Source organism: Burkholderia sp. WSM2232, assembly GCF_000472545.1.
GTDB lineage: Bacteria > Pseudomonadota > Gammaproteobacteria > Burkholderiales > Burkholderiaceae > Paraburkholderia.
Map to the genome: position 1 here is coordinate 60,628 of NZ_AWZV01000017.1, position 25,741 is coordinate 86,368.

The 25,741-nt window shown below is 64.2% G+C and carries 21 protein-coding genes; 7 read left to right on the forward strand and 14 right to left on the reverse strand.

Features of this window, described 5'->3' with window-relative positions:
* Positions 1 to 30: 30 nt before the first annotated feature.
* Both xylB and F757_RS0117125 read left to right on the forward strand, forming a co-directional pair.
* Positions 31 to 1,512 carry a xylulokinase gene (xylB, locus tag F757_RS0117120; RefSeq protein ID WP_027212458.1) on the forward strand — a complete coding sequence of 494 codons (1,482 nt, stop codon included), beginning with the start codon at positions 31 to 33 and terminating at the stop codon, positions 1,510 to 1,512.
* A gap of 106 nt (positions 1,513 to 1,618) precedes the next feature.
* Positions 1,619 to 2,566, forward strand: coding sequence for a sugar-binding transcriptional regulator (locus F757_RS0117125; RefSeq protein WP_027212459.1), 948 nt, complete (start codon positions 1,619 to 1,621; stop codon positions 2,564 to 2,566).
* Positions 2,567 to 2,635: 69 nt separating this feature from the next.
* On the opposite strand, the gene F757_RS0117130 is transcribed toward F757_RS0117125, so the two are convergent.
* From F757_RS0117130 to F757_RS0117155, 6 genes are all read right to left on the reverse strand, one after another.
* Complete coding sequence (locus F757_RS0117130) at positions 2,636 to 3,745, reverse strand: ABC transporter ATP-binding protein (RefSeq protein ID WP_027212460.1); 1,110 nt, start codon at positions 3,743 to 3,745, stop codon at positions 2,636 to 2,638.
* Positions 3,746 to 3,863: 118 nt separating this feature from the next.
* A complete protein-coding gene (locus F757_RS0117135) occupies positions 3,864 to 4,565 on the reverse strand; it encodes an HAD family hydrolase (protein ID WP_027212461.1) in 702 nt (233 codons plus the stop codon).
* A complete protein-coding gene (locus F757_RS0117140; RefSeq protein ID WP_027212462.1) occupies positions 4,562 to 5,437 on the reverse strand; it encodes a carbohydrate ABC transporter permease in 876 nt (291 codons plus the stop codon). The genes F757_RS0117135 and F757_RS0117140 overlap by 4 nt, the downstream gene beginning before the upstream one ends.
* Positions 5,434 to 6,369 carry a carbohydrate ABC transporter permease gene (locus tag F757_RS0117145; RefSeq protein WP_027212463.1) on the reverse strand — a complete coding sequence of 312 codons (936 nt, stop codon included), beginning with the start codon at positions 6,367 to 6,369 and terminating at the stop codon, positions 5,434 to 5,436. Before F757_RS0117145 ends, F757_RS0117140 begins: the two co-directional genes overlap by 4 nt.
* Before the next feature lie 193 nt (positions 6,370 to 6,562).
* The gene (locus F757_RS0117150; protein WP_027212464.1) at positions 6,563 to 7,885 is read right to left on the reverse strand and encodes an ABC transporter substrate-binding protein; all 1,323 of its coding nucleotides are present in this window, start codon (positions 7,883 to 7,885) and stop codon (positions 6,563 to 6,565) included.
* 89 nt (positions 7,886 to 7,974) lie between these two features.
* The gene (locus F757_RS0117155; RefSeq protein ID WP_035467018.1) at positions 7,975 to 8,775 is read right to left on the reverse strand and encodes an L-iditol 2-dehydrogenase; all 801 of its coding nucleotides are present in this window, start codon (positions 8,773 to 8,775) and stop codon (positions 7,975 to 7,977) included.
* Between the two features lie 351 nt (positions 8,776 to 9,126).
* Here F757_RS0117155 and F757_RS0117160 point away from each other — a divergent pair, with 351 nt between their 5' ends.
* The 3 genes from F757_RS0117160 to F757_RS0117170 are packed head-to-tail and all read left to right on the forward strand — an operon-like array spanning position 9,127 to position 11,829.
* On the forward strand, positions 9,127 to 10,086 hold the full coding sequence (locus F757_RS0117160; protein WP_027212466.1) for a metal ABC transporter solute-binding protein: 960 nt from the start codon (positions 9,127 to 9,129) through the stop codon (positions 10,084 to 10,086).
* Positions 10,083 to 11,054 carry an ABC transporter ATP-binding protein gene (locus F757_RS0117165; RefSeq protein ID WP_027212467.1) on the forward strand — a complete coding sequence of 324 codons (972 nt, stop codon included), beginning with the start codon at positions 10,083 to 10,085 and terminating at the stop codon, positions 11,052 to 11,054. Before F757_RS0117160 ends, F757_RS0117165 begins: the two co-directional genes overlap by 4 nt.
* Positions 11,047 to 11,829, forward strand: a complete 783-nt coding sequence (locus F757_RS0117170; RefSeq protein WP_013340368.1) for a metal ABC transporter permease — start codon at positions 11,047 to 11,049, stop codon at positions 11,827 to 11,829. Before F757_RS0117165 ends, F757_RS0117170 begins: the two co-directional genes overlap by 8 nt.
* A 54-nt stretch (positions 11,830 to 11,883) precedes the next feature.
* Here F757_RS0117170 and fghA read toward each other — a convergent pair whose 3' ends face one another.
* From fghA to F757_RS0117190, 4 genes are all read right to left on the reverse strand, one after another.
* On the reverse strand, positions 11,884 to 12,735 hold the full coding sequence (gene fghA, locus F757_RS0117175; protein ID WP_027212468.1) for an S-formylglutathione hydrolase: 852 nt from the start codon (positions 12,733 to 12,735) through the stop codon (positions 11,884 to 11,886).
* 45 nt (positions 12,736 to 12,780) lie between these two features.
* Complete coding sequence (locus tag F757_RS0117180) at positions 12,781 to 13,887, reverse strand: S-(hydroxymethyl)glutathione dehydrogenase/class III alcohol dehydrogenase (RefSeq protein WP_027212469.1); 1,107 nt, start codon at positions 13,885 to 13,887, stop codon at positions 12,781 to 12,783.
* Between the two features lie 183 nt (positions 13,888 to 14,070).
* Positions 14,071 to 15,771, reverse strand: coding sequence for an FGGY family carbohydrate kinase (locus tag F757_RS36630; protein ID WP_027212470.1), 1,701 nt, complete (start codon positions 15,769 to 15,771; stop codon positions 14,071 to 14,073).
* Positions 15,772 to 16,020: 249 nt separating this feature from the next.
* Entirely contained in the window at positions 16,021 to 16,218 is a 198-nt protein-coding gene (locus tag F757_RS0117190) for a hypothetical protein (RefSeq protein WP_027212471.1), read from the reverse strand.
* A 29-nt stretch (positions 16,219 to 16,247) separates the two neighbouring features.
* Here F757_RS0117190 and F757_RS0117195 point away from each other — a divergent pair, with 29 nt between their 5' ends.
* Positions 16,248 to 17,657, forward strand: a complete 1,410-nt coding sequence (locus tag F757_RS0117195; RefSeq protein ID WP_027212472.1) for a nucleobase:cation symporter-2 family protein — start codon at positions 16,248 to 16,250, stop codon at positions 17,655 to 17,657.
* A 166-nt stretch (positions 17,658 to 17,823) separates the two neighbouring features.
* Here F757_RS0117195 and F757_RS0117200 read toward each other — a convergent pair whose 3' ends face one another.
* The 3 genes from F757_RS0117200 to F757_RS0117210 are packed head-to-tail and all read right to left on the reverse strand — an operon-like array spanning position 17,824 to position 23,800.
* On the reverse strand, positions 17,824 to 19,353 hold the full coding sequence (locus F757_RS0117200) for an efflux transporter outer membrane subunit (protein WP_027212473.1): 1,530 nt from the start codon (positions 19,351 to 19,353) through the stop codon (positions 17,824 to 17,826).
* A gap of 1 nt (position 19,354) precedes the next feature.
* Entirely contained in the window at positions 19,355 to 22,549 is a 3,195-nt protein-coding gene (locus tag F757_RS0117205) for an efflux RND transporter permease subunit (protein WP_027212474.1), read from the reverse strand.
* Positions 22,550 to 22,567: 18 nt separating this feature from the next.
* Positions 22,568 to 23,800 (reverse strand): efflux RND transporter periplasmic adaptor subunit, encoded by a 1,233-nt coding sequence (locus F757_RS0117210; RefSeq protein WP_027212475.1) that lies wholly within the window; start codon positions 23,798 to 23,800, stop codon positions 22,568 to 22,570.
* 429 nt (positions 23,801 to 24,229) lie between these two features.
* Between F757_RS0117210 and F757_RS0117215 the strand changes: the two genes are divergently transcribed.
* Positions 24,230 to 24,862, forward strand: coding sequence for a TetR family transcriptional regulator (locus F757_RS0117215; RefSeq protein ID WP_027212476.1), 633 nt, complete (start codon positions 24,230 to 24,232; stop codon positions 24,860 to 24,862).
* A 56-nt stretch (positions 24,863 to 24,918) separates the two neighbouring features.
* On the opposite strand, the gene F757_RS0117220 is transcribed toward F757_RS0117215, so the two are convergent.
* Positions 24,919 to 25,545: a cysteine hydrolase family protein gene (locus F757_RS0117220; protein WP_027212477.1), complete on the reverse strand. Its 627-nt coding sequence runs from the start codon at positions 25,543 to 25,545 to the stop codon at positions 24,919 to 24,921.
* Between the last annotated feature and the right edge of the window lie 196 nt (positions 25,546 to 25,741).

Here is a 25,741-nt window from a genome sequence, read left to right on the forward strand (position 1 = left end):
CGCATCTCCAACGACGAAGGTTTCGCGCCCATGTATCTCGGCATCGACCTAGGCACGTCCGAAGTGAAAGTCCTGCTGCTCGCCTCCACTGGGCGCGTGATCGGCACCGCTGGCTCACCGTTTACGGTGTCGCGGCCGCATCAGCGCTGGGCCGAGCAGAATCCCGAAGACTGGTGGGCCGGCACGCGAAGCGCGCTCGCCGCCTTGCGCGCGAAACACCCCGACGAGTTCGCGCAGATTCGCGGCATTGGTCTCTCGGGTCAGATGCATGGCGCCGTGCTGCTGGATGCGGAGGATCGCGTGCTGCGGCCCGCGATTCTGTGGAACGACATGCGCAGCGACAAGGAATGCGCCGAGCTCACCGAGCGCGCGCCGGAACTGCACAGCGTTGCTGGCAATCTGGCCATGCCGGGTTTCACCGCGCCCAAGCTGCTATGGGTTGCGCGCCACGAGCCCGACATTTTTGCGCGCACCGCATGCGTGCTGCTGCCGAAAGACTACTTGCGTCTGCAACTGACGGGCGGCAAGGTGTCCGATCCATCGGATGCGGCCGGCACGCTGTGGCTCGACGTAGCCAAACGCGACTGGTCCGATTCGCTGCTCGCAGCTTGCAACATGACGCGCGCGCAGATGCCGGGGCTTGCCGAAGGCAGCGCGCCGTCCGGCACGCTGCTGCCGCAACTCGCGCGCGAGCTGGGCTTGAGCGACGGCGTGATCGTCGCGGCCGGCGGCGGTGACAACGCGACGAGCGCAATCGGCATCGGCGCGACGCAGCCGGGCGACGGCTTCGTGTCGCTCGGCACCTCGGGCGTGCTGTGCGTGGTCGGCGACAGCTTCAGGCCCAACCCGGCTTCGGCCGTGCATGCGTTCTGCCACGCGATCCCTGACCGCTGGCATCAGATGAGCGTCGTGCTCTCCGCGGCAAGCTGTTTGCGCTGGGTCTGCAAGCTCACCTCGACCGACGAACCCACGCTGCTCGCCGAAATCGAAGCATTGCCCGAGGACGCGCTCAACACCGCGCCGCTCTTTTTGCCGTATCTCTCAGGTGAGCGCACGCCGCACAACGACCCCTATGCGCAGGGCGTTTTTTTCGGCATGAATCACGCGACGGATCGCGCGCTGCTCGGCTATGCAGTGCTGGAAGGCGTAACGCTCGCGCTCACCGACGGCCTCGACGCGCTGCGCGCGGCCGGCACTGAAGCAAAAGCGTTGTCGCTGCTGGGCGGCGGCGCGCGCAGCGATTACTGGGCGCAACTGCTCGCGGACGCGCTGGATACCGCGACGCGCAAGCACGGAGGCGGCGAGACCGGCGCGGCGCTCGGCGCGGCGCGTCTCGGCTGGCTCGCGGCCGGGGGCGATCCCGCGACCGTGCTCGCCAAGCCGCCGATCGAGAAAGAGTTCACGCCGAATCCGCGCCGGCATGCGCAATTGCGCGCGCGGCTCGACGCCTATCGCGCGCTATACCGCCACGTGCGGCCACTCTTCGATCCCGCGCGCGAACGGCTCGCCTGAGCGCACGGCAACGCGGGGCGTAGCCGGCGGGCCCGATATGCACCGACATGCATCGACATACAGGCGCCGGTTGCGCTAGCCGGCGCTCTTCAAGCGGATCGTCACCGTGCCCAAGTCCACAGAAAAACTAGACCTTGCTACTCGCGCCGCGTGGCTTTACTACGTCGCGGGCAATACGCAGAACGAGATAGCCGAAAAGTTGCAGGTATCGCGCCCGGTCGCGCAGCGGCTCGTTGCGTTCGCGGTGGAAAAGAACCTGATTCGCGTGCGTGTCGATCATCAACTGGCCGACTGTCTTTCGCTTGCCGATCAGTTGTCCAAACGCTATGGCCTTTCGATGTGCGAAGTGGTGCCTATCGACAGCGACACGCCCGAGGAAGTCGACCGCAAGCTCGCCGTGGCGGGCGCGCAGGTCATGGAGCGCTACCTCGCGCAAGACAAGCCGATGGTGGTCGCCGTCAGCAGCGGCCGGACGCTCAAAGCCGCGGTCGACCAGATCGCACAGCTGGACCGTCCGCAACACCGGCTGGTGTCCATGGTGGGCGCGATCGCTCAGGACGGCTCATCGAACCGCTACGACGTCGCTCTGCATATTTCGGAGAAGACGGGCGGCAAGCATTTCCTGCTGCCCGCACCGCTCATTGCCGATAGCGAGGCCGAACGCGCGCAGTGGTGCAATCACCGGCTGTACCGGATTGTCGAATCGTTGTCGGCGGAGGCGGACGTCGCGTTTGTCGGCATCGGCAACATCGGGCCAAAATGTCCGCTGCACGAAGACGGCTTCATCACGTCCGCTGAAGTGAAGGAGCTGATGCACAGCGGCGCGGTGGCGGAGATGCTCGGCCTGCCGATCGATGCGGCCGGCGCACGCGTCGAATCGCCCACGGGCCGGCGCGTGACGAGTATTTCGATCGACTCGCCGCCGCGGCGGCCCACCATCGGCTTCGCAGGCGGCAAGCGCAAACGCGAAGCGCTGATCGCGGTGCTCAAGGGCGGCTGGCTCTCGGGGCTCGTGACCGACGAGCTGTGCGCGCGCGCGGCGCTGGACGCATAAAATCTCACGCTGCGCACGCGCACTTCATATGAACAAGGCAGGAAGGCATTCCTTCCTGCCTCTACGGACTCAAGCCGCCAGCACCTCGACGATCTTGCGCTGAAACGCCTTGCCTTCGCTGTCGAACAGATGGCAATGCTCAGGCGTCGCGCCGAGCCTCTGCGTGTCGCCCTTCGCATGACGGTCGAGCGGCGGAATGCGCGCGATCAGACCGTCCGGCGCCACGCTCGACTCCGCATACAGATACGCGGCGTCGCCGAGCGATTCGACGGCCATCGTGCGGGCCGACACGCCGTCTTCCGTCATGCCCACGTGCAGATGCTCAGGGCGAATTCCCACCGTCACCTTGTCCCCCTGCTTGACCGAGCCGGGCTCGACTGCCACGCGCTGGGTCTCGCCGGTTTCATAGCGCACGGTCACGCCGTCGTGCGTGACGGACTGCACGACGCCTTCCATGAAGTTCATTTTCGGCGAACCGATGAAGCCCGCCACAAAGCGGTTCGCGGGTGCGTGATACAGCATGGTCGGACTGCCGACCTGTTCGAGATTGCCCGCCGACAGCACGACGATCTTGTCCGCGAGCGTCATTGCTTCGACCTGATCGTGCGTCACGTAGATCATGGTGGTCTTCAGCTCGTCATGCAGACGCGCGAACTCCAGGCGCATTTTCACGCGCAGCGCGGCATCGAGATTCGACAGCGGCTCGTCGAATAGAAACACCTTGGGCTTGCGCGTGATCGCACGGCCGATTGCGACGCGCTGGCGCTGGCCGCCCGAAAGCTGCTTGGGCTTGCGATCGAGCAGATGATCGATATGCAGGATCTTTGCAGCGTTGCGCACGGCTGCGTCGATCTCCGGCTTTTTCGTGCCGGCGAGCTTCAGGCCGAACGCCATGTTGTCGTACAGCGTCATGTGCGGATACAGCGCGTACGACTGGAACACCATCGCGATGCCGCGCTTGGCCGGCGGCACGTCGTTCATGCGCGTACCGTCGATGCTGAGGTCGCCGCCGCTGATGTCCTCGAGGCCCGCGATCATCCGCATCAGGGTCGATTTACCGCAACCGCTCGGGCCGACGAAAACAACGAACTCGCCGTCCGCTATGTCGAGGTTGATGTCGCGCATCACCTCGGTGTCGTCGTAGGCCTTGCGGATGTTGCGCAGAGTTACGCTTGCCATGATGTGTCTCCGTGTAATGCCTGGGTGTTGCTTTGTCTGTGTCTGAAACCGCTTGGGTCGGATGCCTGCGCCTTTTGCGCCTTTTGCACGCTTTGCACGTCTTGCGCGCTTTGCCGGTTCAAGGCGCCGGGGCCGTTGCGCTCAGCGCCCATTGCGCGACAAGCTCCGGCAACTGAAGCATGTCGTCGAAGACATGACGTGCGCCGGCTGCATGCAGCTTGTCTATCTGCGCGTCGCTCGCATGGCCGCCGCCAATGAAACCCAGCACCGACATGCCGGCCGCGCTTGCCGCGCTCACGCCGGTCACGCTGTCCTCGACGACGAGGCACGCCGACGGCGCGAGGCCCAAACCTTGCGCGGCCGCCAGATAAACGTCGGGCGCGGGCTTCGGATTGGGCACGCTGTCGGCGCAGAACAAACGGTCGCCAAAGAACCTGACGAGGCCCGTGCGTGCAAGAACCGTCTCCACGTACGGCCGGAAACTGTTGCTCGCGCATCCTTTGACGAGCGGCACCTGGGCCAGCGCCTGCTCGATGCCTTGCACCGCCGGCGCCTGCATGGCTGCGGCTTCGACCGAACGCCGGATCGCGTCGATGTCGTCGAGGCCGAGGCTCTTGCCGAGCTGCATCGCCGTGCCCTCCAGCACTCTTTCTATGCGCAGGCCAAGCAGCGGCAACACCACCGGTTCGACATCCGCGCCGGGCCAACGCGCCTCCAGTTCCTGCACGAGCATGCGTGCCGCCACTGCTTCGCTGTCGATCAGCACGCCGTCGCAATCGCAGATCAGCGCGAGGTTTCCTGCACTCGTGCCTGCCGTCATTTGACCGCCCCGAACGTGAGGCCGCGGACCAGTTGCTTCTGCGACAGCCAGCCGACGATCAGGATCGGCGCCACTGCAAGCAGCGAAGCCGCGGACAGCTTGGCCCAGAACAGGCCCTCCGGACTCGAGTACGACGCGATGAACACGGTGAGCGGCGCGGCGTTCGAGCTGGACAGATTGATGCTCCAGAACGCTTCGTTCCACGACAGAATGACGAGCAGCAGTGCGGTGGAAGCGAGCCCCGGCAGCGCCATCGGCATCAGCAGGTAGACGATTTCCTGCCACGTTGCCGCGCCGTCGATTCGCCCGGCTTCGAGAATGTCGCGCGGAATTTCGGCGAAATAGGTGAACGACATCCACACGGCAATCGGCAGATTGATCAGCGTATAGACGATCACGAGGCCCGATACGGTGTCGAGCAGGCCGCTGTTCTTCCACAGCAGATAGATCGGCACCAGCACGCCGACGGAGGGCATCATTTTGGTCGACAGCATCCACAGCAGCACTTTTTGCGTGCGGCGCGTGGGGAAAAACGCCATCGCATACGCGGCGGGCACGGCCAGAAGCAGGCAAAGCACCGTGACGCCAACCGAAATCAGAATCGAATTCCACGCAAACGAAAAGTAGCTGCTGCGCGCGAACACCTCGCGGAAACTGTCGAACGTCGGCGTGAAGAAAAGCGACGACGAATACGCCTGCTGCTCGGTCTTGAATGCGGTGATCGTCATCCAGAAGATCGGGAAGAACAGCAGCAGCGCGACGAGCCAGGCGATCACGCCGGGAATCGCGCGGCGGATCGCGTCGAACGGCGACTTTGCCGGCACGGTGACGGGCGTCGCGCTCGACGCCGGGGTAGAGGCAACGTGGCTCATTTTTCGTACTCCCCTTTGAGGTTCTTCGCGAGCATCCGCACGAGGAAGAACGACACGATATTGGCCAGCACGACAGCGAGAATGCCGCCCGCCGACGCGAGACCCACGTCGAACTGTTGCAGACCGAGCGAATAGATCAGATACGAAAGGTTGGTGGTCGCGGTGCCTGGGCCGCCGCCCGTCGTCGTATAGATTTCGGCGAAGATGGACAGCAGGAAAATCGTCTCCATCATCACGACCACGGCAATCGCGCGCTTCAGATGCGGCAGCGTGATGTAGAAGAACATTGCGAAAGGCCCGGCGCCGTCAATGCGCGCCGCTTCCTTCTGCTCCTGATCGAGCGACTGGATCGCCGTGAACAGAATCAGGAACGCGAACGGCAGCCATTGCCACGCGACGATCATGATGACCGCCGTCAACGGATACTCGGCGAACCAGTCGATCGGCTGCAGGCCGATTGCGCGCATGCCCTGCGCGATCAGCCCATATACCGGATGCAGAATCATGTTCTTCCAGATGAGCGCGCTCACCGTGGGCATGACGAAGAACGGCGCGATGGCGAGCAGGCGCGCCACGCCCTGGCCGTAAAACTTGCGGTCGAACAGAATCGCCATCAGCACGCCGCCTACCACGGTGATCACGAGCACCGAGACGATCAACTGCAGCGTGTGACCAATCGACGGGCCGAACGACGGATCGCCGGCCAGGAACTGGTAGTTGTCAAAGCCCGCAAATCCCTTCAGATCGGGATTGAGCAGGTTGTAGCGCGAGAACGAGAACCAGATTGTCATCGCAAGCGGAATCGTCATCCATAGCACCAGGACGGCGACGGACGGCGACACGAGCCAGCGTGCCGAATGGGCTTTGCGGACTTCGCGTTCCTTTTCTGTTTGAGGATGGGCATGCATGAGAGGCAGGCGCAGAGGACGCATGATTGACCACCTGTTCGATAATGCGCGGGCGGCACGAACCGCGGGGTGCCGTGTCGTTGCGACTGCGTGCAACGACGGCATGGCGGTATGGTCGCGGCCGTGACAGCCCGCTGTACTGCGTGAGCCGGCTGACGGGCGCCAGCCGGCGTGTGCCACGCGACTTCAGTGGCGAGGTTCGCGCGCTAGCGCCGGATCATTTCTGGTAGCCGGCCTGCTTGACCGCGCGATCCGCGGTAGCCTGGCCCGCTGCGAGCGCCTGATCCACCGTCATCTGACCGGCAATCGCACCGGAAATGCTCTGCCCGACCACGGTGCCGAACGACTGGAACTCAGGAATCCCAACGAACTGCACACCTGTGTACGGCACCGGCTTCAACGTCGGATGTTCCGGGTCGGCCGATTCGATTGCCTTCAGCACGAAGTCGCCGAACGGTGCAGCCTGCTTGTACTCGGCGCGCGCGTAAGTGGATTGACGCGTGCCCGGCGGCACCGACGCCCAGCCTTCGTCCTTCGCGACCAGCTCGATGTACTGCTTGGAGGTTGCCCACGTAATGAACTTCTTCGCCGCGTCGGCCTGTTTCGACGACTTCGGAATGGCCAGCGCCCACGCCCACAGCCAGTGCGAGCCCTTCGGCGTGACCGCGACCGGCGCGGCTGCAAAGCCGACCTTGTCCGCGATCTGCGATTGCTGCTTGTTGTACAGCATGCCGGCTGCCACCGTCGCGTCGATCCACATCGCGCACTTGCCCGAGGACATCAGCGTGAGGTTTTCATTGAAGCCGTTCGAGCTCGCTCCCGGCGGCCCGTTCTTCTTCAGCAGATCGACATAGAACGTGATGGCCTTTTTCCACTCCGGCGACGTGAGCTGCGCATGCCACTTTTCGTCGAACCAGCGGCCGCCGAAGGTGTTCACGACCGTCGTGCCGTAAGCCATGTTCTCGCCCCAGCCCGCCTTGCCGCGCAGGCAGATGCCGTACATGCCGTTGGCCTTGTCGGTGAGCTTGTCGGCGAATTGCGCGATCTGTTCGTAGGTCGGCTGATCCGGCATTTTCAGGCCCTTGGCCGCGAACAGGTCCTTACGGTAATACGTCATGGAGCTTTCGACGTAAAACGGCAGCGCGTACAGCTGGCCGCCGGCCGAGAGGCCGTCGCGCGCGGTCTTGACGACGTCATTGAGATCGTAGTCCGCGGGCAGGTTCGTGAGCGGCGTGAGCCAGCCGCGCTTGCCCCATTGCGGCGTTTCATAGGCGCCGATGGTCATCACGTCGAACTGGCCGCTGCCGGTCGTAATGTCGGTCGTGGCCCGCTGACGCAGCACGTTTTCCTCGAGAATCACCCAGTTCAGCTTGATGTCCGGATTCGCCTTTTCAAACTCGGGCGAGAGCTTCTTCAACTCGATCATGTCCGGGTTGTTCAGCGTCGCGATGGTCACCGTGGCCGCCGACGCGCTCAGCGCAAAGCAGGCGGCAGCGCCTGCGCTAACCATCTTGAGCGCGGACTTGAGGGCTGGTTTCATGTGTGTTGTCTCCTTTCTCGTGCGTTATGTGATGCTGCGTTTGTTGTGCCAAATTGCGCTGAAGAGCCGGGCAGGCGCGCCACGTTCGCTCAGCTCATCCAGTTGCCGCCGTCGACGTTAAGCGTCTGTGCGGTGATGTAGTCCGCATCCGCCGAGGCGAGAAAGAGCGCGGCGCCGGTCAGATCCTCCGGCACGCCCATGCGCCCGAGCGGCACCGCTTGGCCGACGAGGCGCTTCTTCTCGCCGAGCGGCCGGTTCTCGTAACGGGCGAAGAGCGCGTCGACCTCTTCCCACATCGGCGTATCGACGACACCCGGCGCGATGCCGTTCACATTGATCTTGTGCGGCGCGAGCGCCAGTGCCGCGGATTGCGTGTAGCTCAGCACCGCGGCCTTGGTCGCGCAGTAATGCGACACCAGCGCTTCGCCGCGCCGCCCCGCCTGAGACGACATATTGATGATCTTGCCGCCGCAGCCCTGCTCGACCATCTGTCTTGCAACAGCCTGCATCAGAAAGAACATGCCCTTGACGTTGACCGCGAACAGACGGTCGAACACGTCCCAGGACTCGTCGAGGAGCGGGCGCATGTCGAAGAGCGCCGCATTGTTGAAGAGAATGTCGATGTGGCCGAAACGGTCGACGGTGCTCGCCACGATGCGCTCGATATCCTCGCGGCGCGTGACATCCGCACTCACGCTCAGCACGCGCTCGCCATACGCGGCGCGCAGCGTGTCGCCGAAACTGTCCGCCGGCTTGACGTCGACGAGCACGCATTGCGCGCCTTCGTCCAGATAGCGCCGCGCGACGGCTTCGCCTATGCCGCTTGCCGCGCCTGTCAGAATGGCCACCTTGTCCTGCAATCGTGCCGCCACGCTTTGTCTCCAGTTCATTCCGCTTTTCGACGCGCGGTGAGCGAACGCTCATTACGCGATCAATTGCTCTGTTTGTGATCGAATGATCGGACACGCACCGGGTCATGTCAAGGCGCTCTGTCAGATTTCGATGGTGCAGCGCGCAACGAGCGTCTGCGTTGCCCGGATCCCCTTACTGCGCGCCTGCTGACATCGAAACGAGATACGTTATATCATTGCGAACTCATTTCCTGACCCGCTCCCGTTCCTGTATGACGCTTGCTGCTCGCGTGTCAGAACCGCCGCACTGCCCCGGCGGGTTCTGCGCGGCGGCAGCAAATACGGCGTTACGTTCGGGATTCGTTCCACCCTCTTGCAGCAGGACACACCATGAAGAAGATCGTCACCATGTTGCTTCCGAAATATGTCGCCGCCGTCACAGCCGCGTTCGCGTTAAGCCATGCAGCTTTCGCTGCCGATGCGAAAATCCCCGTGGTCGCTGCGGAAAACTTCTACGGCGACGTGGTGCAGCAACTGGGTGGCGAGCGCGTCGAGGTAACGAGCATTCTCAGCAATCCCGACCAGGACCCGCATCTGTTCGAGGCGAGCGCGAAGACAGCGCGCGCGTTGCAGCATGCAAGCCTTGTGGTCTACAACGGCGCCGACTACGATCCGTGGATGGCAAAATTGCTGGCGGCGTCGAGCAGCACGCAGGGCGGCAAGCGCAAGACGATCGTCGCGGCCGACCTGACCGGCAGAAAGAGCGGCGACAACCCGCATCTCTGGTACGACCTCGCGACCATGCCGAAGGTGGCGCACGCGGTGACCGAGGCGCTCGTCGCTGCTGACCCCGCGCACAAGTCGGCGTACGATGCGAACCTCGCGAAGTTTCTCGATTCGCTGAAGCCGGTTCAGGCGAAGGTTGCCGAACTGCACGGCCGCTATGCAGGTACGCCGGTTACGGCAACCGAGCCGGTGTTCGGCTACATGTCGGATGCCATCGGGCTCGCCATGCGCAACATGCGCTTCCAGATGGCGGCCATGAACGATACGGAGGCGAGCGCGTCGGACATCGCCGCGTTCGAGCGCGATCTGCGCGAACAGCGCGTGCGCGTACTGATCTATAACAGCCAGGCAACCGAGGCCCTGACCAAACGCATGTTGAACCTCGCGCAACAATCGAAGGTGCCGACCGTGAGCGTCACGGAGACGGAGCCCGCCGGCAACACGTATCAGACGTGGATGCTGTCGCAGCTCGACGCGCTCGGCGCGGCGCTCGCCAAAAGTAACGCCGGCAATGCCGCCCATGCCAGCGCATCGGCTGCGGGCGTCAAAGGAACAAGTCAATGACTGTCACTGGCCGCAGCACGCCAGCCACCCCCACCGCAAGTGAAGCGACGCGCGCGGCAAACCGCGCGCCTGTGCTCGAACTCGATCACGTCACGCTCGAACTGGGCGGCCGCACGATCTTGCGCGATGCCGGCTTCGTCGTGAATCAAGGCGAATTCATCGGCGTGCTCGGGCCGAACGGCGCGGGCAAGACCACGCTGATGCGCGCGGTGCTGGGCCTCGTGCCGGCGGCAGGCGGCACGATCCGCGTGCTCGGCCAGGCCGTCGCACGCGGCAACGCGGCGATCGGCTATATGCCGCAAACGCGCAGCGCGCTTGCCGGGCGGCGCGTGCGCGGCCGCGATTTCGTCGCCATGGCGGCCGACGGCCACCGCTGGGGCCTGCCTCACGCGGACACGAAAACCCGCGCGGACGTCGAGCGCGTGCTGGAACTGGTGGACGGCCGCAAGCTCGCGGAGCGGCCGCTCTCCGAATTATCCGGCGGCGAGCGTCAGCGCCTGCTGCTCGCGCAATGCCTGCTCGGCGCGCCGAAGCTGCTGTTGCTCGACGAGCCGCTGATCAGCCTCGATCCGCATCATCAGAAAAGCGTGGTGGAACTCGTGCGCCGCGTGCAGCAGGAGCTCGGCATTGCGGTGCTGTTCTCGGCGCATGAATTGAATCCGCTTCTGAACTCGCTCGATCGCGTGCTCTATCTCGGCAGCGGCGTCGCCGCGCTCGGCACTGTCGACGAAGTCATCACGCGGCCCGTGCTGTCGCGCCTTTACGGTTCGCCGATCGACGTGATGCGCGTGAACGGGCGCATCTTCGTGATGTCGGGTGACGTGGAAGTGGAGAAGCACGATCACGAGCACGAACACGACGAGAGCGGCGGACATTCGCATGCACACGGCCACTCCCACGGCCCTACGCACGAGCATAAGCACCAGCAGCAACCCAACGCACGCGACGGACACAAGCACGATGTTTGAATACGACTTCATGGTGAACGCGTTTGCCGCGTCAGGAATCGTCGCGGTGCTCGCGGGCGTGGTCGGCTATTTTCTGGTGATGCGCGGACAAACCTTCGCCGGCCATGCGCTCTCGCATGTCGGCTTCACCGGCGCGACCGGCGCGGTACTGATCGGCATTTCGCCGATCTGGGGCATGGTCGGCTTCACGCTCGCGGCAGGCATCGGCATGGGCGCGCTCGGCGAGCGCCTCGCCGGGCGGGACGTTGCCATCGGCGTGATTCTTTCGCTGTCACTCGGCTTCGGCCTGCTGTTTCTGCACTTCTTCACCGCGTATGCGACGCAGGTTACCGCGCTGCTGTTCGGCAACGTGCTGGGCGTAAACGAATCGACGCTCGCGGTGCTCGCGAGCCTTGGCGTGGTCAGCCTGCTCGCGCTCGCGGCGATTATGCGGCCTTTGTTGTTCGCTTCGCTGCAGCCCGAACTGGCCGAAGCCAAGGGCGTGTCGTTGCGCCTCGTGTCGGTGCTGTTTCTCGCGATTGCCGCGCTCGCCGTGGCGGCGTGCACGCAGATTGTCGGCGTGCTGCTGGTGTTCACGCTGATGGTCGGCCCTGCCGCCGCCGCGCAAAACCTGACCACGCGGCTCTCGGCCGGCCTCGTGCTCGCTGCCGGCCTCGCGCTCCTGCAAGCGTGGCTCGGCGTGACGCTGGCGTTCTATACGGATTGGCCGACGAGCTTCTGGATCACCGCGCTCTCGGCGGTGGTATATGGCGCGAGTCTGCTCAAGCGCCGCTGACCCGCATCGATCCGATGGCAGCCCGCCCGGGCGCCGCCATCGGCACGATGCACGTCAGCCGAGCAGCACCTTGGCGTGGTGCGCGAGGTGGTCCTCGATGAAGGTCGAGATGAAGTAATACCCGTGGTCGTATCCGGCGTGACGGCGCAGCGTCAGCGGCTGCCCCGCGGCGCGGCAGGCCGCCTCGAACACGTCCGGATACAACTGCTCGGCAAGGAACTGGTCGGCGAGACCCTGATCGACCAGAATGCCCTCCGCGAACTTGCGCGACGCGCGCGCCACGAGCTCGCTCGCGTCGTATTCCTTCCACGTGGCGCGGTCTTCGCCGAGATAGCCGCTGAACGCTTTTTCGCCCCACGGGCAACGCGTGGGCGCGGCAATAGGCGCGAATGCCGACACCGAGCGGTAAATCTCCGGATTGCGCAGCGCCAGCATCAACGCGCCGTGCCCGCCCATTGAATGCCCGAAGATGCCAAGCCGCGAACCTTCCACGGGCAACTCGTTCACGACCGTTTCGCGCAGCTCGTCGCGCACGTACGAGTACATGCGGTAGTGCCGCGCCCACGGCTCCTGCGTGGCGTCGACGTAAAAGCCCGCGCCCACGCCGAAGTCCCATGCCGCGCTTTCGCCCGGCACGCCCGCGCCGCGCGGGCTGGTGTCGGGCGCGACGAGCGCCACGCCGTGTTGCGCGGCGAAGCGCTGCGCGCCCGCCTTGATCGCGAAGGTCTCCTCGGTGCAGGTGAGCCCCGCGAGATAGAACAGCGCCGGCACCTTCGCGCTTGCCTGCAGGGCTTGCGGCGGCAGGTACACCGAAAAGCGCATGGGCAGGCCGATGGTGGACGACTCGTGCCGGTAGAAACGCTGCTCGCCGCCATGACAGGCGTGCGACGACAATAGCTCAAGCATCGTCTTGCTCCTTGTTGGGCCGTTAGGCGCTTTGGCCGAGCCGCGTCAGTACAGCACGACCGAGCGAATCGACTCGCCCTTCTTCATCAGATCGAAGCCTTCGTTGATGCGCTCGAGCGGCAGACGGTGGGTGATCAGATCGTCGATGTTGATCTTGCCTTCCATGTACCAGTCGACGATCTTCGGCACGTCCGTGCGCCCGCGCGCGCCGCCGAATGCCGAGCCCTTCCACTCGCGGCCGGTCACGAGCTGGAACGGACGCGTGCTGATCTCCTCGCCCGCCGCCGCCACGCCGATGATGAACGACTGCCCCCAGCCCTTGTGCGTGCATTCGAGCGCCTGACGCATCAGCTTCACGTTGCCGACGCATTCGAACGAGTAGTCCGCGCCGCCGTCGGTCAACTGTACGATGTGATCGACCACGTTCCCGACTTCGTTCGGGTTGATGAAGTGCGTCATGCCGAACTTCTTTGCCAGTTCGACGCGGCCCGGATTGATGTCCACGCCGATGATCTTGTCCGCGCCAACCATCTTCGCGCCTTGAATGACGTTCAGGCCGATGCCGCCGAGCCCGAACACCACGACGTTTGCGCCCGCTTCGACCTTCGCCGAATACACGACCGCGCCGACACCCGTCGTCACGCCGCAGCCGATGTAGCAGATCTTGTCGAACGGCGCGTCTTCACGCACTTTCGCGACCGCGATTTCAGGCACAACGATGTAGTTGGAAAACGTGGAGGTGCCCATGTAATGGAAGAGCGGCTTGCCGTCGAGCGAGAAGCGCGAGGTCGCGTCCGGCATGAGGCCACGGCCTTGCGTCGCGCGAATCGCCTGACACAGGTTGGTCTTGCGCGACAGACAGAACTTGCACTGACGGCATTCCGGCGTATAGAGCGGAATGACGTGGTCGCCCTTTTTCAGCGTGCCGACACCCGGCCCCGTGTCCACGATCACGCCCGCGCCTTCATGGCCGAGAATGGCCGGGAAGATGCCTTCCGGGTCGGCACCGGAGAGCGTGTAGTAGTCGGTGTGGCAGATGCCCGTCGCTTTAACTTCGATCAGGACTTCGCCGGCGCGCGGGCCTTCGAGGTCGACTTCCTCGATGGTCAACGGTGCGCCGGCCTTCCATGCGATTGCTGCTTTGGTCTTCATCGTGAATGCTCCTGTGAGTCGAAGATGCGTTGAACGCCGCGCCGTGCCGGCTCGCATTGCACTGCGACAGGCGGGACGGCGCGCGAATAGTCGGGGTCAAGCTGTGGGCAAAGCCCGTGCTCCGCGAGCTACAGGCTAACCCATGACAGGCGTCATGGTATTGCAAAGTGCGTCACGGCTTTGTCAGCGGGTGACATTGCCGCCTTGCCGGTCAACTGTTGCGGCGCTGTCGAACCAGGGTTCGACGCGTCCATACAGATCGAGAAAACGCGCGTAGCGCCCGGCGAGCGCGTGATCGCCCCGCGGGCTCGCCACCAGCGTCGCGCCCGGCGCGAGCGCGGCGAGATCGTGCACATGCCAGTGACCGCTTGCGATGCCGCCGAGAATCGCCGCGCCGCGCGGTGCCGCGTTCGGGCAATCCACTGCGTGAAGCTCCGCGTTCAGCGCATCGGCGAGCAACTGCCGCCAGCGCGCATCGACGGAACCGCCTCCTGCAAGTTTTAACGCCGTCACCGTCGCGCCGCTCGCGCGAATGGCATCGAGTCCCGCGCGCAGAGAAAAAGCGACGCCTTCGAATGCCGCGCGCATCATCTCGCCGCGCGTGTGGTCGAGCGCGAGCCCGAGCCAGCCGCCGCGCGCCGACGGATTGAGCCACGGCGTGCGCTCGCCGGTCAGGTAGGGCAAGAAGGTCAGCGGCGCGTCTGCCGCCCGGCTTGCTGTCGGGCTTGCTGTCGGGCTTGATGTCGCGCTTGCTGTCGGGCTTGCTGTCAAGCTTGCTGTCGGGCTTGCTGTCAAGCTTGCTGTCGGGCTTGCTGTCGGGCTTGATGTCGCGCTTGCTGTCGGGCTTGCTGTCAAGGTTGCTGTCGGGGTTGCACTCGCGCTTGCTGTCGCGGCCGCACTTGCATCTGCGTTCGCATGTTTATCCGTGTCGAGCGGCGCTGCGAAGCTCGCTCCATCGCCGAACGCATCGTCATACGCGGCGGCCCACTCGTACGACAGCCACCCGCGCGCGCGTTCCAATGCAATGCCGACGTTCTGCATCGCAGCCATCCGATACCAGTGATCGCTCGCCGCCCGATAGCGATGCAAGCCCCTGACAGCCGCGGGCTCGTGCTCGGCGATCACGACGATCTGGCCGCCGGTGCCGGTGGTGAGAAGCGCGTCGCCGTCGTTTGCAAGGCCGCTGCCGAGTGCGGCGCACGGCGTGTCGGCAGCCCCGGTTGCGAGCACGATGCCCGCACGCAGACCCAAGGCCCGCGCCGCGTCGCCCGACAGAACGCCCGCGGCCGCATACGCCGGCCCCACGGGCGCGAACCACTCGCGGGCGATGCCGAGCCGCTCGAGCAGCGCGGCGTTCCACGTGCCGTCCGGGTCGGCGAGCGCGGTCGCGCAGGCGTCGGAAGGATCGGTGGCAATGGCGCCGCCGAGCGCGACGCGCAGCCAGTCTTTCGGCTGCAGCGCCCAGCGCGTGCGACGCGCGGACTCCGGCTCATGTCGCACGATCCAGCGCAGCAACGGACCCGCCATACCGGGTGCGACCGGATTCGGTTGCGGTTCGGGCCACGCGTCGAGCAGATCGAGCGCGCGCGTGTCCGGCCACAGCATCGCGGGCCGCACCGCCTTGCCCGCTTCGTCGATCAACACGACCCCATGCATCTGTCCGGAAAAGCCGATCGCCTTCACTTCGCGGCGCAACGCCTCCGGCAAGCGCGCCGCAGCTTCGGTGAGCGCGTGCCACCAGGTGTCGACGGAGGTTTCGGCCCAGCCGGCATGCGGCGTCTCGAGCGCATAAGCGACACTCGCGACCGCCTGCTCGTGGCCGTGTTGATCGATGATCGCGACTTTCAGGGAACCCGTGCCGAGGTCGATGCCGAGAAAACTCATGAGCGATAAGGGGGATCGGTTAGAGCGCGGAAAACTAGCACGAAGCACTGGCAGCAAGCACCAGCACGAAGAATAGACACGAAGAACCGCGCCGAAGATAAGGCGAGCGCGTATTTTCACGCCCGTGCGTGATGCGCAAATCCATGCTCTCGGGAGCCGGCCAGGCCGCGGATTGCGGGTTAACCCCGCCTCGCGGCGCAGCGCTCGAAAACACGACTATGCGCGAGGCCGGATACGTCGCATCCATTCTCACATATATTGCCGCGGCTCGGGCACGCGGTGCGGCCGTCCGCACGGCGCGACTGCAAAGGGCTGCCCGCCGTTCTCGCCACGGCCTGCGGCGATTTGGCGCTTGCGCACGCAGTTACCCATATCGTCACCGGGAATGCCGGAATAGGCGCCAGCGGGCTTGTTGCGCTTTTTCGTCCTCGATACCTTGGAGTCCATCCCAAAACTCGATGGTGGAGAGAGACGTTATGCAAGCCAACACGGTTCACCCGTGCGACGAGCGGCTGCCCGCGGGCCAGTTGCTGACCCTCGGCATTCAGCACGTGCTGGTGATGTACGCCGGCGCGGTTGCGGTGCCGCTGATCGTCGGCGCGGCGCTCAAGCTGCCGAAAGACCAGATCGCCTTCCTGATCAGCGCCGATCTGTTCTCCTGCGGCATCGCCACCCTGATCCAGACGCTCGGCCTGTGGATCTTCGGCATCCGTCTGCCGGTCATCATGGGCTGCACGTTCGCGGCAGTCGGTCCGATGGTCGCCATCGGCACCAATCCGTCGCTCGGCATTCTCGACATTTTCGGCTCGACCATCGCCGCGGGCGTCATCGGCATTCTGCTCGCGCCGGCCGTCGGCAAACTGCTGCGCTTCTTTCCGCCGGTCGTGATCGGCGTGGTGATCTCGGTGATCGGCTTGTCGCTGATGGGCGTCGGCATCAACTGGGCCGCCGGTGGCGTGGGCAATCCCGACTACGGCAATCCGGTCTATCTTGGTTTGTCGCTGATCGTGCTGATGCTGATTCTGCTCATCAACAAGTTCGCCAAGGGTTTTCTCGCCAACATTTCGGTGCTGCTTGGCATTGTCGCGGGCTTTGTGATCGCGCTCGCGCTGGGGCGCGTCGACATGGACGGCGTCACGCATGCGCCGTGGGTCGGCATTGTGATGCCGTTCCAATTCGGCCTGCCGCACTTCGATCCGCTTTCCATTGCCACCATGGTCACCGTGATGTTCGTCACGTTCATCGAGTCGACGGGCATGTTCCTCGCGGTCGGCGATATGGTGGAGCGGCCGGTCGATCAGAAAACGCTGGTGCGCGGTCTGCGCGTGGACGGTCTGGGCACGCTGATCGGCGGCATCTTCAACTCGTTTCCGCATACGTCGTTTTCGCAGAACGTCGGCCTCATTGGCGTGACGGGCGTGAAGAGCCGCTTTGTGTGCGCAATGGGCGGCGTGATTCTCGTGCTGCTCGGCCTCTTTCCGAAGATGGCGCAGGTCGTCGCCTCGGTGCCGGCCTTCGTGCTCGGCGGCGCGGGCATCGTGATGTTCGGCATGGTGGCCGCCAACGGCATCAAGGTGCTGTCGAAGGTGGATTTCGTGAAGAATCACCACAATCTGTTCATTGTCGCCGTGAGTATCGGGCTGGGGCTCGTACCGGTGGTGTCGCCGCACTTCTTTGCGAGGCTGCCTGGCGCGCTGTCGCCGCTGTTGCACAGCGGGATTCTGCTGGCTTCGGTGTCCGCGGTGGTGCTGAATCTGATTTTCAACGGCGTCAAAAGCGAGAAGAAGGCGCAGTGCGAAATCCGCAAGGCAGGCCATGATTTCGATGGTCGCGGCGCTCAGGAACCGAAGCGTGACGAGATGCTGCGCGCTGCGGATCTGCACTGAGGCTTTTTGACGGAAGGCGGGTGACGGCGAGGCGCTGCAGGCCATCCGCAGCGTGCGACTCAGGCTGTTGTTAGCTGGAAGTCGCGCAAAGAAAAACGCCACGGCATGCCGTGGCGTTTTTTGTTGCTTACGCGCCGACCTAGATGCGCGTCGACTATCGCGACGCTCAGCCCGCGGTAGCGGCCGAAGCCGCCGCCGGCGCACTTGCCGCGCCGTAGTCGACAGGGGCGTCGGCCGGACGCGGCTGGTCGCCGCTATGCTCGATCCAGCCGCCGCCGAGTGCCTGGTACAGCGTGACCAGGTTCTGCAAACGCTCCATGCGCGCCGTGATCAGCGACTGCTGCGACGAGTACAGATCGGTCTGCGCGGTCAGCACCGACAGGTAGCTGTCGACGCCATTCGTATAACGCAGGTTCGACAGATCGAGACGGCGCTGCTGGGCAAACGTATTGCGCTCGAGCGACTGGATCTGCTGATCGTACGTGCCGCGCGCGGCCAGCGCGTCCGCCACTTCGCGGAAGGCCGTCTGGATCGCCTTTTCATACGTGGCGATCTGGGCGTTCTTCTGGATGTTCGCGAGGTCGAGGTTGGCCTTGTTCTGGCCGCCTTCGAAAATCGGCAGCGTGATGGACGGCGCGAAGCTCCAGGCGGCCGATCCCGGCTTGAACAATCCGCCAAGCGTCGGGCTCAGCGTGCCGAAGCTGCCCGTGAGCGAAACCCTCGGGAAGAACGCCGCACGCGCCGCGCCGATATTCGCGTTGGCCGCCAGCAGATTCTCTTCGGCCTCCATGATGTCCGGACGCCGCGTCAGCAGATCGGACGGCAAGCCGGCAGGAATATCCGTGAGGAGATTCTGGTCGCTCAACGTGAGTCCCGGCGGCAGATCGGCGGGCAGGGGCTCGCCGAGCAGCAGCACCAGCGCGTTCTCGGCCTGAGCCCGCAAGCGCGCCTGCGACTGCAGGTTCGCGCTCGCTTGCTCAACCACGGTCTGCGCCTGGCGCAGATCCAGTTCGGAACCCGTGCCGTTGTCGAACTGCAGCTTCGTGATGCGATACGACTCCTCGGCCGTCTTCAACGTGCCTTGCGTGACTTTCAGCAGATCGTCGAGCTCGAGCACCGTCAGATACTGATTCGCGACCTGCGAAACCAGCGCGATTTCAGCCGCCTTGCGCGCCTGAGCCGTGGCCAGGTACTGTGCCAACGCCTGGTCCTTCAGGCTTTGAATGCGCCCGAAGAAATCGATTTCCCACGAAGCATTCAGCCCGACCGAATACGAATTGGAAATCGTATTGCCGAACACCGACAGGTCTTTGGGCGTACGCGATTTGCTCTGCGAAGCCGCGGCGTCGAGCGTCGGCAGCAGACCCGCGCGAACAATGCGGAACTGCGCCTGCGACGCCTGCATGTTCAGCACCGACACGCGCAGATCGCGGTTGTTCTTCAGCGCGATTTCGATCAACCGCTGCATGCGCGGATCGACGAAGAAGTCGCGCCAGCCGATGTCGGCGGCGGCCTGGCCATTGGCGCTACGCGCCCCGGCCCCGCCCGGCTGGGTCGCGCCCGGCTGCGTTGCATACACGCCCCCGGTCGGGAACGTGCTCGTTACCGGCGCGGCGGGGCGCTCGTACTTCGGCGCCATCGTGCAACCGGCAGCGACGAGCGCGACCGCTACTGCAATCAAAGAGTGTTTTTGCATCTCAATGTCCGTCCTTGCCGGAGCCATTGCTGTCCGGATCATGCGGATGGTGCTGGTTGTAGTGTGCAAGCGCCTCATCCGGGTCTTCCTTCTCGCCGCCGAACTTCGCGCGAATCACGACGAAGAACATCGGGATCATGAAGATCGCGAGGAACGTGGCCGTCAACATGCCGCCGATCACGCCCGTGCCGATTGCGTGCTGGCTCGCCGAGCCGGCGCCGTTGCTGATCGCGAGCGGCATCACGCCGAGAATGAACGCGAGCGAGGTCATCAGGATCGGGCGCAACCGCAGACGCGCCGCTTCCAGCGCGGCCTCGATCGGCCCCATGCCTTCACCCTGCTGCAACTCGCGCGCGAACTCCACGATCAGAATCGCGTTTTTCGCCGACAAGCCCACCGTGGTCAGAAGACCGACCTGGAAGAACACGTCGTTTTCGAGCCCGCGCAGTGTCGCGGCCAACAGTGCGCCGATCACGCCGAGCGGCACCACCATGATCACCGAGAACGGAATCGACCAGCTTTCATACAGCGCCGCGAGACACAGGAACACGACGAGGATCGAGATGCCGTACAGGATCGGCGCCTGCGAACCCGACTGACGCTCCTGCAGCGACAGACCCGTCCACTCGTAGCCGATACCTGCGGGCAGTTTCGCCACGAGCGCTTCCATGGCCGACATCGCCTGACCGGTCGACTTGCCCGGCGCAGCCGCACCCTGAATTTCCACCGCCGAAATACCGTTGTAGCGCTCGAGCTTCGGCGACCCGTAGGTCCACTCCCCGCTCGCGAACGACGTGAACGGCACCATGCCTCCGGCCGTGTTGCGCACGTACCAGGCGCTCAGGTCTTCAGGCTTCATGCGGAACGGTGCATCGCCCTGCAGATAGACCTTCTTGATCCGGCCGTCGGTATCGAGGAAGTTGTTCACGTATTGCGACGCCCATGCAATCGAGAACGTCTGGTCGATTGCAGAGAGCGACACACCGAGCGCAGACGCCTTCTCGTGGTCGATATTGATCCTGAACTGCGGCGTGTCGTTCAGGCCATTCGGACGCACCTGCGCGAGCGTCGGATCTTGCGCGGCCAGGCCGAGCAGCATGTTGCGCGCTTGCATCAGCTTTTCGTGGCCGACACCCGCGCGGTCCTGCAGCTCGAAGTCGAAGCCCGCAGCCGTACCGAGTTCCGGAATGGACGGCGGATTCACCGGATACACCAGCGCGCCCTTATAGCTGCCGAAGTGCATGAAAAGACGGCCTACCAGCGCCTGCACCTTTTCGTCCGCGTGCTGACGCTGCGCGTAGTCCTTCATCCGCACGAACACGAGACCGGCGTTCTGGCCGCGGCCCGCGAAGCTGAAGCCGTTCACCGTAAAGGTGGATTCGACGATCGCTTTTTCGCCGTTGAGCAGATAGTCGGACACGTCCTTCAGCGCGCGCGCCGTGGTTTCCTGCGTCGAGCCCGACGGCGTTTGCACGAGCACGAACATCGTGCCCTGGTCTTCGTCCGGCAGGAACGATTTCGGCAGGCGTACGAACAACAGACCCACCGCGACGATCACCACCATATAGATGATGAGCCAGCGGCCCGAGCGCTTGATCACGTGGTGCACGCCCGAGTGGTACTTGTCGCGGCTCTTGTTGAAGGTGCGGTTGAACCAGCCGAAGAAGCCCTTCTTCTCTTCGTGGTGACCTTGCGGAATGGGCTTGAGGATCGTCGCGCACAAGGCCGGCGTCAGAATCAACGCGACCAGCACGGACAGCACCATCGCCGCCACGATGGTCAGCGAGAACTGCCGGTAAATGGCGCCGACCGAACCGCCCGAGAACGCCACCGGCACGAACACCGCCGACAGCACGAGCGCCACGCCGACGAGCGCGCCAGTAATCTGGTCCATCGCCTTGCGGGTAGCTTCGCGAGGCGATAAGCCCTCCTCTGCCATCACCCGCTCGACGTTTTCCACCACCACGATCGCGTCGTCCACCAACAGGCCAATTGCCAGCACGAGGCCGAACATGGACAGCGTATTGATGGAGAAACCCACCACGCTCATGATCGCGAACGTGCCGAGCAGCACCACCGGCACGGCGATCGTCGGGATCAGCGTGGCCCGCAGGTTCTGCAGGAACAGGTACATGACGAGGAACACCAGCACGATACCTTCGAGCAGCGTCTTGACCACTTCCTCGATCGACAGACGCACGAACGGTGTGGTGTCGTACGGATACTTCACGACCAGACCATGCGGGAAGTACTTCGACAGTTCGTCGATCTTCGCGCGCACGGCCTTTGCGGTAGCCAGCGCGTTTGCACCGGTGGCGAGCTGGATACCGAAGCCGGCAGTCGGCTGACCGTTGTACTTGGTGTCGAAGTTGTAGTTCTCGCCGCCCAGTTCGATGCGCGCCACGTCCTTGATGCGAACCTGCGAGCCGTCCGGATTCACCTTCAGCAGCACGTTGCCGAACTGTTCCGGCGTATTGAGCAGCGTGGCTTCCGTAATGGTCGCCTGCAACACCTGCCCAGGCACCGACGGCGTGCCGCCGAGCGAGCCGCCCGCGACCTGCACGTTCTGCGCCTGCAACGCGGTTTCCACGTCCACCGGCGTGAGGCCGAAGTTGGTGAGCTTGTTTGCGTCGAGCCAGATGCGCATCGCGTACTGCGAGCCGAACAGCGTGACCGTGCCCACGCCGTCGATACGGCTCACCGGGTCCTGAATGTTCGACGCCACGTAGTTCGCGAGGTCGTACTTGTTCATGCTGCCGTCTTCGGACACGAATGCCATGACCAGCAGGAAGCTGCTGCTCGACTTCGTGACCTTGGTGCCCAACTGCTGCACGGCTTGCGGCAAGAGCGGCGTGGCGAGCTGCAGCTTGTTCTGCACCTGCACCTGCGCGATGTCAGGATTGGTGCCGGCCGCGAACGTCAGCGTGATGGTTGCCGTACCCGAGTCGTCCGAAGTGGACGACAGATACAGCAAGTGGTCGAGACCACTCATCTGCTGCTCGATCACCTGCGTGACGGTGTTTTCCACCGTCTTCGCCGAAGCGCCCGGATAGGTTGCGCTGATCTGCACAGCCGGCGGCGCGATGGTCGGATATTGCGCGATCGGCAAGGTGAACACCGACGCGATACCCGCGAGCATCAAAATGATGGCGATCACCCATGCAAAAATCGGGCGATCAATAAAGAACTTTGCCATGTGGCGGGCTCCCTGTTATTACGCGCCCGATGCAGCGGAGGCAGGTTGAGCCGTCTGCGCACTGCCGCTGGCGGCCGGCGCGCCCTGAGCGGCTGCGCCGGAGGCAGGCGAGGCGGGAAGTTGCGCGGCGACGGTCTTGACCTGCATGCCCGGTTTCGCCTTGTCGGTGCCCTGCACGATCACGCGGTCGCCGGCTTTCAGGCCGCTCTCGACCACCCAGTTCGAACCGTAGGTGCCCGAAGTGACGAGCTGACGCAAAGCAACCTTGTTGTCGTCGCCGACGACGAGCGCGGTAGGCTGTCCCTTCTGGTCATGCGTGATGCCGACTTGCGGCACGACGAGTGCGTTTTCGTTCACCCCTTCCTCGATCTTCGCGCGCACGAACATGCCCGGCAGCAGCACCTTGTCCTTGTTCTGGAAGATGGCGCGCACCGTGACCGAGCCGGTGCCCTGGTCGACCGTCACGTCGGTGAACTGCAGCTTGCCTTTTTCCGAGTACGTGCGGCCGTCTTCGAGGATCAGCGAAACCTTCGCGGCGTCGGGGCCGTTGGTCTTCAGGTGGCCTTCCTGTATTTCGCGGCGCAGCTTCAGACCGTCGAGACTCGACTGCGTCAGGTCGACATAAACCGGGTCCAGCTGCTGGACGGTGGCAAGCAGGGTCGCGGCGCTAGCCTGCACGTAGGCGCCAGGCGTGACTTGCGACACGCCGATCTGACCGGTGACAGGCGAGGTGACGTCCGTGTAGCCGAGGTTGATCTGCGCGGTCTCGACCGCTGCCTTACCCGCGGCGACGTCGGCGGCGGCCTGACCTTGCGCGGCCACCGCGTTGTCGTAGTCCTGCTTGCTGACCGCATTGGCAGCGACCAGCACCTTGAAGCGGTTGGCCTGCGCCGTGGTGGACGCGAGGTTCGCCTGCGCCTTCGCGAGCGTGGCCTTCGCATTGTTCAGCGCGGCGATGTACGGCGCCGGATCGATCTTGTACAGACGCTGACCCGCCTTGACCTGAGCACCTTCGGTGAACTCGCGGCGCAGCACGATGCCGTCGACCCGCGCGCGCACTTGCGCGACGAGGAAAGCACTGGTGCGGCCCGGCAATTCGGTGACGACAGGTACGGTAGTCGGCTGGACAGTGACGACGCCGACTTCGGGCGTCTGTTGCGGCGGGGCAGATTGTTTTGGTCCGCATGCTGCCAGCAATACGGCAGCCGTCGCGGCACTGATTAAGCGGAATGGAACCCGTTCGACGCGCATGGAGCGACCTCTGTCTATGACTGAGAATGAAAAAGTGCGCGCATCCCTACCCCGGGGACGACGGCGCACACAGGCGTCTTGCGACGCTCGACCGGGGAGCCCGTGAATTCGTACCGAAGCTGCGAGGCACCGAGGGCGAAATGCGCCAACCGGGAAATGCCGCACGGCGCCGCCCGTTCGGGCACGGCGCGAAAAGCTTTCGAAAGGCAACAGTGACGGATATTAACCGGTCGTCACGCCTTGGGCTATCCGATCGTGGGGTGCTATTATATATACATTCACGAATGCATGTAAAAGTACGTTACTTCTCTTGCTGGGCGACCGTTAGCAAGAAAGCCGCCAGGAAACCCTTCGCGGCAACCGGATTGTCATCTGGCGTACTTAAAAGCGCTCGGCAAAAACCCCACAATCAGGGCAGGTCATACCAATATGGTCCGTAGAACCAAGGAAGAGGCGCTGGAGACGCGCAACAGCATTCTCGATGCGGCAGAAAAAGTGTTTTTTGAAAAAGGCGTATCGCGCACGTCGCTCGCGGACATCGCGCAGGCGGCCGGGGTCACGCGCGGCGCAATTTATTGGCATTTCGCCCACAAGAGCGATCTGTTTACAGAGATGTTCGACCGCGTGCTGCTGCCGCTCGACGAACTCAAGGCCGCCTCGCTCGACCCGAACGAGCCGGATCCGCTGGGGCGCCTAATGGAAGTCTGCACCGTCTGCCTGCGCGACACCTTGAACAATCCGCGCCGCCGCCGCGTGTTCGACATTCTGTTTCTGAAGTGCGAGCTGGTGGAGGAAATGGGACCGGTGCTGGTGCGCTATCAGACCAACATGCGCGAAGCGCTGACCAAGATCGACGCCGCCATGCGCAATGCGATCTCGAAGGGCCAGTTGCCCGCCGATCTCGACACCAGGCTCGCCGCGGCCATGGTGCATGCTTTTGTTGGCGGGTCGCTGCGCGACATGCTGTTCCTGCCCGATGCAACGGATTATGCCGCGCTCGGCGAGCGCATGGTCCAAGGCATGTTCGACGCGCTGAAGTTGAGCCCGATGCTGCGCAAGTAACGAGCGTCGGGAAGTCCTGCGGATGCGACTGGCAAGCCGCATCCTTCACCCTCGCCTCACCGGTTTCTGCTGCGCGCCTTCTGGTTCGACGCATAGATGTTGCCGCGCTCGAGCGGGGTGCCGTTTGCGAGCGCGGCAAGCCATTCGTCGGTGCTTGCCACGGCCGCGAAGCGCGATTGCAGCACCACGCAAAACACCCTGTGAATGTCCTCCGCGCTCGCAAAGCCCGCGCTGTTTTCATAGGGCACTGAGCCGGTCGCATCGTGCAGAAACTCGACAGCAAGCCCGGCATGGACGGCGTGATTGATCGTCGACGCATCGCAGTTGTGCGTCATGTAGCCAGCCACGGTCAGTGTGTCGATGCCGCGCGCGGCCAGCCACTCGCCCAGATCGGTGCCGGTGAAAGCGCTCGGCAGCGACTTTTCGACGTAGTGATCCCGCTCGCGGGAAGCCACCACCGGGTGCAGTTCCGCGCGTTCGCTGCCGCGAGCAAAGAGCGGCGAGCTGGCGGGCGCGAAGTTCTGCACGACGACGACCGGCACGCCCGCGGTGCGCGCCGCGTCCATTGCGCGGCCAATATTGGCAAGGGAAGTCTGGACCTGCGGATATTCGATCGGCAGATCGCCGCTCACGTATTCGTTCTGCACGTCGATGACGACTAGCGCACGGCGCGGGGTGGTCATGGCAACACTCCTATGGAAGCTGATGGCAATTGCGCCGCGGCCTCGCCGGTTCGGAAGACTCGCTTCCACGCGGCGAGAAAGAGCGGCGATGACGCATTGTGGTTTGCTCCCGCGCCGCACGACAGCGGCCCGTTTGACAATCTTCGCTAGAATCGGGCCATTGAACTTTCCCAGTGCATCGCCGCTTCGAGAGATG

Coding starts and splice junctions, on each gene's coding strand:
- F757_RS0117160 (WP_027212466.1), top strand. CDS start 9,127: ATGAAGAAGATCGTCACCATGTTGCTTCCGAAATATGTCGCCGCCGTC.
- F757_RS0117150 (WP_027212464.1), bottom strand. CDS start 7,885: ATGAAACCAGCCCTCAAGTCCGCGCTCAAGATGGTTAGCGCAGGCGCT.
- F757_RS0117220 (WP_027212477.1), bottom strand. CDS start 25,545: ATGACCACCCCGCGCCGTGCGCTAGTCGTCATCGACGTGCAGAACGAA.
- F757_RS0117195 (WP_027212472.1), top strand. CDS start 16,248: ATGCAAGCCAACACGGTTCACCCGTGCGACGAGCGGCTGCCCGCGGGC.
- F757_RS0117170 (WP_013340368.1), top strand. CDS start 11,047: ATGTTTGAATACGACTTCATGGTGAACGCGTTTGCCGCGTCAGGAATC.
- F757_RS0117190 (WP_027212471.1), bottom strand. CDS start 16,218: ATGGACTCCAAGGTATCGAGGACGAAAAAGCGCAACAAGCCCGCTGGC.
- xylB (WP_027212458.1), top strand. CDS start 31: ATGTATCTCGGCATCGACCTAGGCACGTCCGAAGTGAAAGTCCTGCTG.
- F757_RS0117200 (WP_027212473.1), bottom strand. CDS start 19,353: ATGCAAAAACACTCTTTGATTGCAGTAGCGGTCGCGCTCGTCGCTGCC.
- F757_RS0117155 (WP_035467018.1), bottom strand. CDS start 8,775: ATGAACTGGAGACAAAGCGTGGCGGCACGATTGCAGGACAAGGTGGCC.
- F757_RS0117205 (WP_027212474.1), bottom strand. CDS start 22,549: ATGGCAAAGTTCTTTATTGATCGCCCGATTTTTGCATGGGTGATCGCC.
- F757_RS0117165 (WP_027212467.1), top strand. CDS start 10,083: ATGACTGTCACTGGCCGCAGCACGCCAGCCACCCCCACCGCAAGTGAA.
- F757_RS0117180 (WP_027212469.1), bottom strand. CDS start 13,887: ATGAAGACCAAAGCAGCAATCGCATGGAAGGCCGGCGCACCGTTGACC.
- F757_RS0117130 (WP_027212460.1), bottom strand. CDS start 3,745: ATGGCAAGCGTAACTCTGCGCAACATCCGCAAGGCCTACGACGACACC.
- F757_RS0117145 (WP_027212463.1), bottom strand. CDS start 6,369: ATGCGTCCTCTGCGCCTGCCTCTCATGCATGCCCATCCTCAAACAGAA.
- F757_RS0117135 (WP_027212461.1), bottom strand. CDS start 4,565: ATGACGGCAGGCACGAGTGCAGGAAACCTCGCGCTGATCTGCGATTGC.
- F757_RS36630 (WP_027212470.1), bottom strand. CDS start 15,771: ATGAGTTTTCTCGGCATCGACCTCGGCACGGGTTCCCTGAAAGTCGCG.
- F757_RS0117210 (WP_027212475.1), bottom strand. CDS start 23,800: ATGCGCGTCGAACGGGTTCCATTCCGCTTAATCAGTGCCGCGACGGCT.
- fghA (WP_027212468.1), bottom strand. CDS start 12,735: ATGCTTGAGCTATTGTCGTCGCACGCCTGTCATGGCGGCGAGCAGCGT.
- F757_RS0117215 (WP_027212476.1), top strand. CDS start 24,230: ATGGTCCGTAGAACCAAGGAAGAGGCGCTGGAGACGCGCAACAGCATT.
- F757_RS0117140 (WP_027212462.1), bottom strand. CDS start 5,437: ATGAGCCACGTTGCCTCTACCCCGGCGTCGAGCGCGACGCCCGTCACC.